At 65.6% G+C, this 6,631-nt stretch carries 6 protein-coding genes; 1 reads left to right on the top strand and 5 read right to left on the bottom strand.

Annotated features, from left to right (window positions below):
• Positions 1–110: 110 nt before the first annotated feature.
• The 5 genes from urtD to AC07PA_RS30070 all read right to left on the bottom strand — a co-directional run bounded on the left by urtD (position 111) and on the right by AC07PA_RS30070 (position 5,831).
• Complete coding sequence (gene urtD, locus AC07PA_RS30090; RefSeq protein ID WP_494609917.1) at positions 111–986, bottom strand: urea ABC transporter ATP-binding protein UrtD; 876 nt, start codon at positions 984–986, stop codon at positions 111–113.
• Positions 983–2,140, bottom strand: a complete 1,158-nt coding sequence (gene urtC, locus AC07PA_RS30085) for an urea ABC transporter permease subunit UrtC (protein ID WP_494609916.1) — start codon at positions 2,138–2,140, stop codon at positions 983–985. Before urtC ends, urtD begins: the two co-directional genes overlap by 4 nt.
• 17 nt (positions 2,141–2,157) lie before the next feature.
• Positions 2,158–3,738: an urea ABC transporter permease subunit UrtB gene (urtB, locus tag AC07PA_RS30080; RefSeq protein WP_494609915.1), complete on the bottom strand. Its 1,581-nt coding sequence runs from the start codon at positions 3,736–3,738 to the stop codon at positions 2,158–2,160.
• Positions 3,739–3,858: 120 nt separating this feature from the next.
• Positions 3,859–5,130 carry an urea ABC transporter substrate-binding protein gene (gene urtA, locus AC07PA_RS30075; RefSeq protein WP_007855656.1) on the bottom strand — a complete coding sequence of 424 codons (1,272 nt, stop codon included), beginning with the start codon at positions 5,128–5,130 and terminating at the stop codon, positions 3,859–3,861.
• Between the two features lie 242 nt (positions 5,131–5,372).
• Positions 5,373–5,831, bottom strand: a complete 459-nt coding sequence (locus tag AC07PA_RS30070; RefSeq protein ID WP_494609914.1) for an Lrp/AsnC family transcriptional regulator — start codon at positions 5,829–5,831, stop codon at positions 5,373–5,375.
• Between the two features lie 153 nt (positions 5,832–5,984).
• On the opposite strand from AC07PA_RS30070, the gene AC07PA_RS30065 reads away from it, so the two are divergent.
• A complete protein-coding gene (locus tag AC07PA_RS30065) occupies positions 5,985–6,593 on the top strand; it encodes a glutathione S-transferase (protein WP_494609913.1) in 609 nt (202 codons plus the stop codon).
• Positions 6,594–6,631 lie beyond the last annotated feature (38 nt).

Below are 6,631 nucleotides of genomic sequence, written 5' to 3'. Positions count from 1 at the left end.
TCTTTGCCTACTTTCTTTTGGCGACGCAAAAGAAAGTAGGTGCGCCGCCGGGCGCACATCCCGGCCTCCGCCCTCAAACAAAGCACCGAAGAACGAAGAGCAGCAAACCATTACCGCCCCAAATAAACCTCAATCACCCGCTCATCCGCCTGCACCTGGTCCAACGTCCCCTGCGCCAGAACAGCCCCATCGCACAAGACAGTCACGATCTCCGAGATCGTGCGAATGAACCCCATGTCATGCTCCACCACCATGAGGGAGTGCTTGCCCTTCAAAGTCAGGAACAACTCCGCAGTCCGCGCCGTCTCATCATCCGTCATCCCCGCAACGGGCTCGTCGAGCAACAACAACTTCGGGTCCTGCATCAGCAGCATGCCGATCTCCAGCCACTGCTTTTGCCCATGGCTCAGGTTGCCCGCCATGCGCGACACACTGCCCGCCAGGTGAATCGTGTGCAGCACCTCGGCCAGGCGGTCGGACTGGGTGGAGTCCAGGCGAAAGAACATGCTGGACTTCACGCCCTTGTGGGTCTTGAGGGCGAGCTCCAGGTTCTCGAAGACCGTGAGCTGCTCGAACACCGTGGGCTTCTGGAACTTGCGGCCGATGCCCAGGCTGGCGATCTCGGGCTCGTTGTGGCGCAAGAGGTCGATGGTGCTGCCGAAGAACACCGTGCCGCTGTCGGGGCGTGTCTTGCCGGTGATGATGTCCATCATCGTCGTTTTGCCCGCTCCGTTGGGGCCGATGATGCAGCGCAGCTCGCCGGGGGCAATATCGAGGCTCAGGTTGTTGATGGCCTTGAAGCCGTCGAAGCTCACGTTCACGTCTTCGAGGTACAGGATGCGGCCGTGCGCCACGTCCACCTCGCCGGGCGTGGCCACGCGCGAGAAGCCAGCCGCGCGGCCGCCCGATTCGGTCTGGCCCTGAACCACAGGGGCGGCGTGGCGCTCGACGCGCCGGGCGCCCTCTTCCATCAGGTCCGGGGTCATTGCATGCCTCCCTTCTTCTCGTTCTTGTCATCGCCACTGCGGCTGAATTTCTTGACCAGGCCCACCACGCCATTGGGCAGGAACAGCGTGACTGCGATGAACAGCGCTCCCAGGAAGTACAGCCAGAACTCGGGCGCCGTCACGGTGAGCCAGCTTTTGGCGCCGTTGACGATGAAGGCGCCCACGATGGGGCCGATCAGCGTGGCGCGGCCGCCCACGGCCGCCCAGACGGCGATCTCGATGGAGTTGGCGGCGCTCATCTCGCCGGGGTTGATGATGCCGACCTGGGGCACGTAGAGCGCGCCCGCCACGCCGCACATCATGGCGCTGATGGTCCAGATGGTGAGCTTGTAGGGCAGCGGCGAGTAGCCCGAGAACATGACACGCGTCTCGGCGTCGCGCACGGCCTGCAGCACGCGGCCGAACTTGCTGCGCACCAGCCAGCGCGCCAGCAGGAAGAAGCCGAGCAGCGCAACTCCTGTCATCACGAACAGCAGCATGCGCATGTTCTGCGTGGCGATGGGCTGGCCCAGGATGCGCTTGAAGTCGGTGAAACCGTTGTTGCCGCCAAAGCCCGTCTCGTTGCGGAAGAACAGCAGCATGGCCGCGTAGGTCATGGCCTGGGTGATGATGGAAAAGTACACGCCCTTGATGCGCGAGCGGAAGGCGAAGTAGCCGAACACGAAGGCCACGATGCCGGGCACGGCCACCACCAGGATGAGCGTGGCCACGAAGCTGTCGGACAGCATCCAGTGCCAGGGCAGTTCCTTCCAGTCGAGGAAGACCATGAAGTCGGGCAGGTCGCTCTTGTAGTTGCCGTCGCGGCCGATCTGGCGCATGAGGTACATGCCCATCACGTAGCCGCCGAGCGCGAAGAACAGGCCATGGCCCAGGCTCAGGATGCCGGTGTAGCCCCAGATCAGGTCCATGGCGAGCGCGCAGATGGCGTAGCACATGATCTTGCCGAGCAGGGCCACGGCGTAGTCGGACAGGTGCAGCGGGCTGCCGGCAGGCACCCAGAGGTTGAGCACGGGTGCCACGGCACACACCACGATGAGCGCCACGATGAAGGCCGACCAGCCGCCGCGCGTGAGCAGCGGCGCCGGTGCAGGCAGCTGGATGATGGAGGGGGAGGAAGGCGTAGTCGTCGTCATGTTCTGTCTCGATCCGCTCAGTCAGCGGTACGCCCTTTGACCGCGAAGATGCCCTGCGGCCGCTTCTGGATGAAGATGATGATGAACACCAGCACGGCGATCTTGGCCAGCACGGCGCCCGTCCAGCCTTCGAGGAACTTGTTGAGCACGCCCAGGCCGAGCGCGGCATACACGGTGCCGGCCAGCTGGCCCACGCCGCCGAGCACCACCACCATGAACGAATCGACGATGTAGCCCTGGCCCAGGTCGGGGCCCACATTGCCCACCTGGCTGAGGGCACAGCCCGCCAGCCCGGCGATGCCCGAGCCCAGCGCGAAGGCGTACGTGTCCACGCGGGCGGTGTTCACGCCCATGCACGAGGCGATGGGGCGGTTCTGCGTGACGCCACGCACGAACAGGCCCAGGCGTGTGCGGCTGATGAGGAAGGCCACGCCCCCGAGCACCGCCAGCGCGAAGGCGACGATGATCACCCGGTTCCAGGGCAGTTGCAGGTTCTCCATGAGCTGCACGCCGCCGCTCATCCACGAGGGGTTCTCCACGCCCACGTTCTGCGCGCCGAACACGCTGCGCACCAACTGCTGCAGCATGAGGCTGATACCCCACGTGGCCAGCAGCGTCTCCAGCGGGCGGCCGTAGAGGAAACGGATCACGCCACGCTCGAGCACCGCGCCCATGAGCGCCGAAGCCAGGAAGGCGGCGGGCATGGCCGCCACCAGGTACCAGTCGAACGCGCCGGGAAAGTAGCGCTGGAACACGCCCTGCATCACATAGGTGGCGTAGGCGCCGATCATCATCAGCTCGCCATGGGCCATGTTGATCACGCCCATGAGGCCGTAGGTGATAGCCAGGCCCAGCGCCACCAGCAGCAGGATGGAACCCAGGCTGATGCCCGAGAACATGGCGGCCAGGCGATCTCCCCATTGCAGGCGCTCTTCCACCGCCTTGAGGGCGGTCTGCAGGGCGGCCTTCACCTTGGGATCCTCCTCGCTGCGCAGCTGCTCCAGCAGCACGGTGCGCGTGGCGGGGTTGGCGCTGGCAGCCAGCAGTTGGGTGGCCTCCAGGCGTTTGGCAGCGTCGCTGCTGCTGATGAGGATGCGTGCGCGGATACCTTCCAGGCGCACCTTGAGGCCGGCGTCCTGCTCGGCGGCCAGGGCCTTTTCGACCAGCGGCAGGCGGGCCTCGTCGGTTTCTTCGCGCAGCGCGTCGACGGCCTTGCGGCGCTGCGCGATGTCGGCGGACATGAGCTGCAGCGAGGCGAGCGTGGTGTCGAACTCGCCGCGCATGCGGTTGTTGTTGACGATGTCCTCGGCGTCGTCGGGCACGGGCACCTCGGCGCCGGTCACGGGGTCGATGCCCTTGTCGTCCTTGATGACGATGGCCTTGTCGCCGGCGATCTTCACCGCGTCGTCGCCCATGGCGCGGATGAAGGCGATGGTGGCCTCGTCGGGCGTGGCGATGGCGGCCTGCAGCGCGGCGATGCGCTCATCGGTGTCGCCGGCCGCCATGGCGCGCGCGGACTCGGCCGTGAGCGCGTGCGCCTGCGCGGCCGCACACAGCAGCAAGCAGGCAAACAGGCGGGAAATGAGGGATGAAAGCATAGCGGCCAGTGGCGTCAGGGGAATGCGGCGGTGCGCTGGCGTCGCCCCTCCTCCCGGGCAGGCCACGGAAGCGAGGGGGAAAGAAGGGAGGCGCGCTGCGCCTCCCGGAACCGACAAAAATCAGAGCTTGCTCTTGCCGTCCGGCTCGTCCTTCTTCTTGTCGTTGCCTTCGATGTACGGGCTCCATGGCTTGGCCTTGACCGGGCCAGGCGTCTTCCACACCACGTTGAACTGGCCGTCGGCCTTGATCTCGCCGATGAACACGCTCTTGTGCAAGTGGTGGTTCTTCTCGTCCATCTTGGAGACGATGCCCGACGGTGCCTTGAAGGTCTGGCCGGCCATGGCGGCGATCACCTTGTCCACATCGGTGCTCTTGGCCTTCTCGACGGCCTGCTTCCACATGTTGATGCCGATGTAGGTGGCTTCCATCGGGTCGTTGGTGAGCGGCTTGTCCTTGTGGCCGGCAATGCCCTTGGCCTTGGCGTAGTCGCCCCACTTCTTGATGAACTCGGTGTTGGCCGGGCTCTTGATGGACTGGAAGTAGTTCCAGGCAGCCAGGTGGCCCACCAGCGGCTTGGTGTCCACGCCGCGCAGTTCTTCCTCGCCCACGGAGAAGGCGACAACCGGCACGTCCTTGGCCTTCAGGCCGGCGTTGCCCAGTTCCTTGTAGAAGGGCACGTTGGAGTCGCCGTTGATGGTGGAGACCACGGCCGTCTTGCCGCCCTGGCTGAACTTCTTGATGTCGGCGACGATGGTCTGGTAGTCGGAATGGCCGAAGGGGGTGTACTTCTCGTCGATGTCGCTGTCCTTCACACCCTTGGACTTGAGGTAGGCGCGCAGGATCTTGTTGGTGGTGCGGGGGTACACATAGTCGGTGCCCAGCAGCACCCAGCGCTTGGCGCTGCCGCCGTCCTTGCTCATCAGGTAGTCCACCGCGGGGATGGCCTGCTGGTTGGGCGCGGCACCGGTGTAGAACACGTTCTTGGAGAGTTCCTCACCCTCGTACTGCACGGGGTAGAACAGCAGGCCGTTCATTTCCTCGACCACGGGCAGCACCGACTTGCGGCTCACCGAGGTCCAGCAGCCGAAGATCACCGAAACCTTGTCCTGGCCCAGCAGCTGCTTGGTCTTTTCGGCGAACAGGGGCCAGTTGGAGGCAGGGTCCACCACCACGGGTTCGAGCTTCTTGCCCAGGACACCGCCCTTGGCGTTGATCTCGTCGATGGCCATCAGCACGGTGTCTTTCAACACGGTTTCCGAGATCGCCATGGTGCCCGAGAGGCTGTGCAGGATGCCGACCTTGATGGTGTCCTGCGCGTGGGCTGGCAGCGCCGACAGGCCAGCGAGCGTAGCGACGGCCGCAAGGGCCTTGAGGGAATAACGACGTTGCATGTGTGCTTCTCCAGAGGAAGGGGTGGTGGTTCATCAAACCGCTTCGCCCGATGGCGCCTGGTCGGGCACCGGTTCGGTCGATGGAATGGATTCTGGAGACAGCCCCTCAGATCGGAAATACGCCGGGTGGCGTACACGCCCGGTTACAAGAGGGAGTCCGAACACCACCCACCCCTTGCCGGGCGGGCACTTGACGCTACCGAAAAGATAGCTGCGAAAGCCACCTCGGCATACGCCGCCGCTCAGCGCACGGGCCGCTGCAGCGCGTGCACGGTAGTGGTCTTGCGCACCGGGCTGGACAGCACCAGCGAGGTGGTGACACCGCCGTGCTGCGCCAGCGCGTCCACCACGCGCTGCAGGTCTTCGGGCTCGGCGATGGCGCAGCGCACGATGAAGCAGTCCTCGCCCGTGACACGGTCGGCCTCCAGCACCTCGGGCATAGCTGCGAACAGCTTCAGGTAGGGCGCGATGCCGGCATGCGTGGTCTGGATGCGGATGAGGGCCTGCAGCCGCACGCCGATGGCGCGCAGGCTGACGCGGGCGCCATAGCCTTCGATGACGCCCGCGTCCTCGAGCTTGCGCACGCGCTCGCTCATGGCGGGCTGCGACAGGCCGATGCGCTTGCCCAGGGCCGCCAGGCTTTGGCGGGCATCGGTCTGCAGGGCTTCGAGAATGAGCCAGTCCTTCTTGTCGAGTTCCATGGTGCTGCGTGTCGAACGGGGTTGCGGGGTGGCCGATCATCCATCGGTTTGACAGCCATTATTCCGATGGCCGGCCCTTCCCGCGCCGCGCAAGGGCGCATACCGTGCAAGTCCTGCGGCCAATGGTGGCCGCGCTCAGAGGAAAACACGCCCATGCAGCTGGTTGGAATGCTCGACTCCCCCTTTGTCCGCCGCGTCGCCATCGCGCTCACGGTACTTGATGTGCCGTTCACGCACCTGCCGCTCTCGGTGTTCAGCACCTTCGAGGCCTTCAGCCGCATCAACCCGGTGGTCAAGGCGCCCACCCTGGTCTGCGACGACGGCGGCGTGCTCATGGACTCGACGCTGATCCTGCAATGGGCGGCCACGCAGTCCCCGCGCCGGCTGCAGCCCGCAGGGGGCCCGGCACTGCAGCGCGAACTGCGCCTGGCCGGCCTGGCGCTGGCGGCCTGCGAGAAGGCCGTGCAGATCGTCTACGAACACCAGCTGCGGCCCGCCGACAAGCTGCACGCGCCCTGGCTGGACCGCGTGACAGGCCAGTTGCTGGCCTCATGCACCCTGCTGGAGGACGAACTGGCACGGGAGCCCCTGCCCGCCCCTGCCAGGGAGATCGGCGATGCAGGTATCACCATCGCGGTGGCGTGGGACTTCATGCAGATGATGGTGGCCCAGGTGGTGAAAACGGCGCACCACCCGGCGCTGGCCGCCCATGCCGGGCAGGCGGAGCAAATGCCCGCCTTTGCCGCCTGGCCAGCGCGCTGAGCGCAGCAAAAAAGCCCCGACAGGGAGGCGATTTGCAG

This window comes from Acidovorax sp. GW821-FHT09B03 (assembly GCF_059418305.1).
This window is presented reverse-complemented; position numbering and strand designations above follow the sequence as displayed.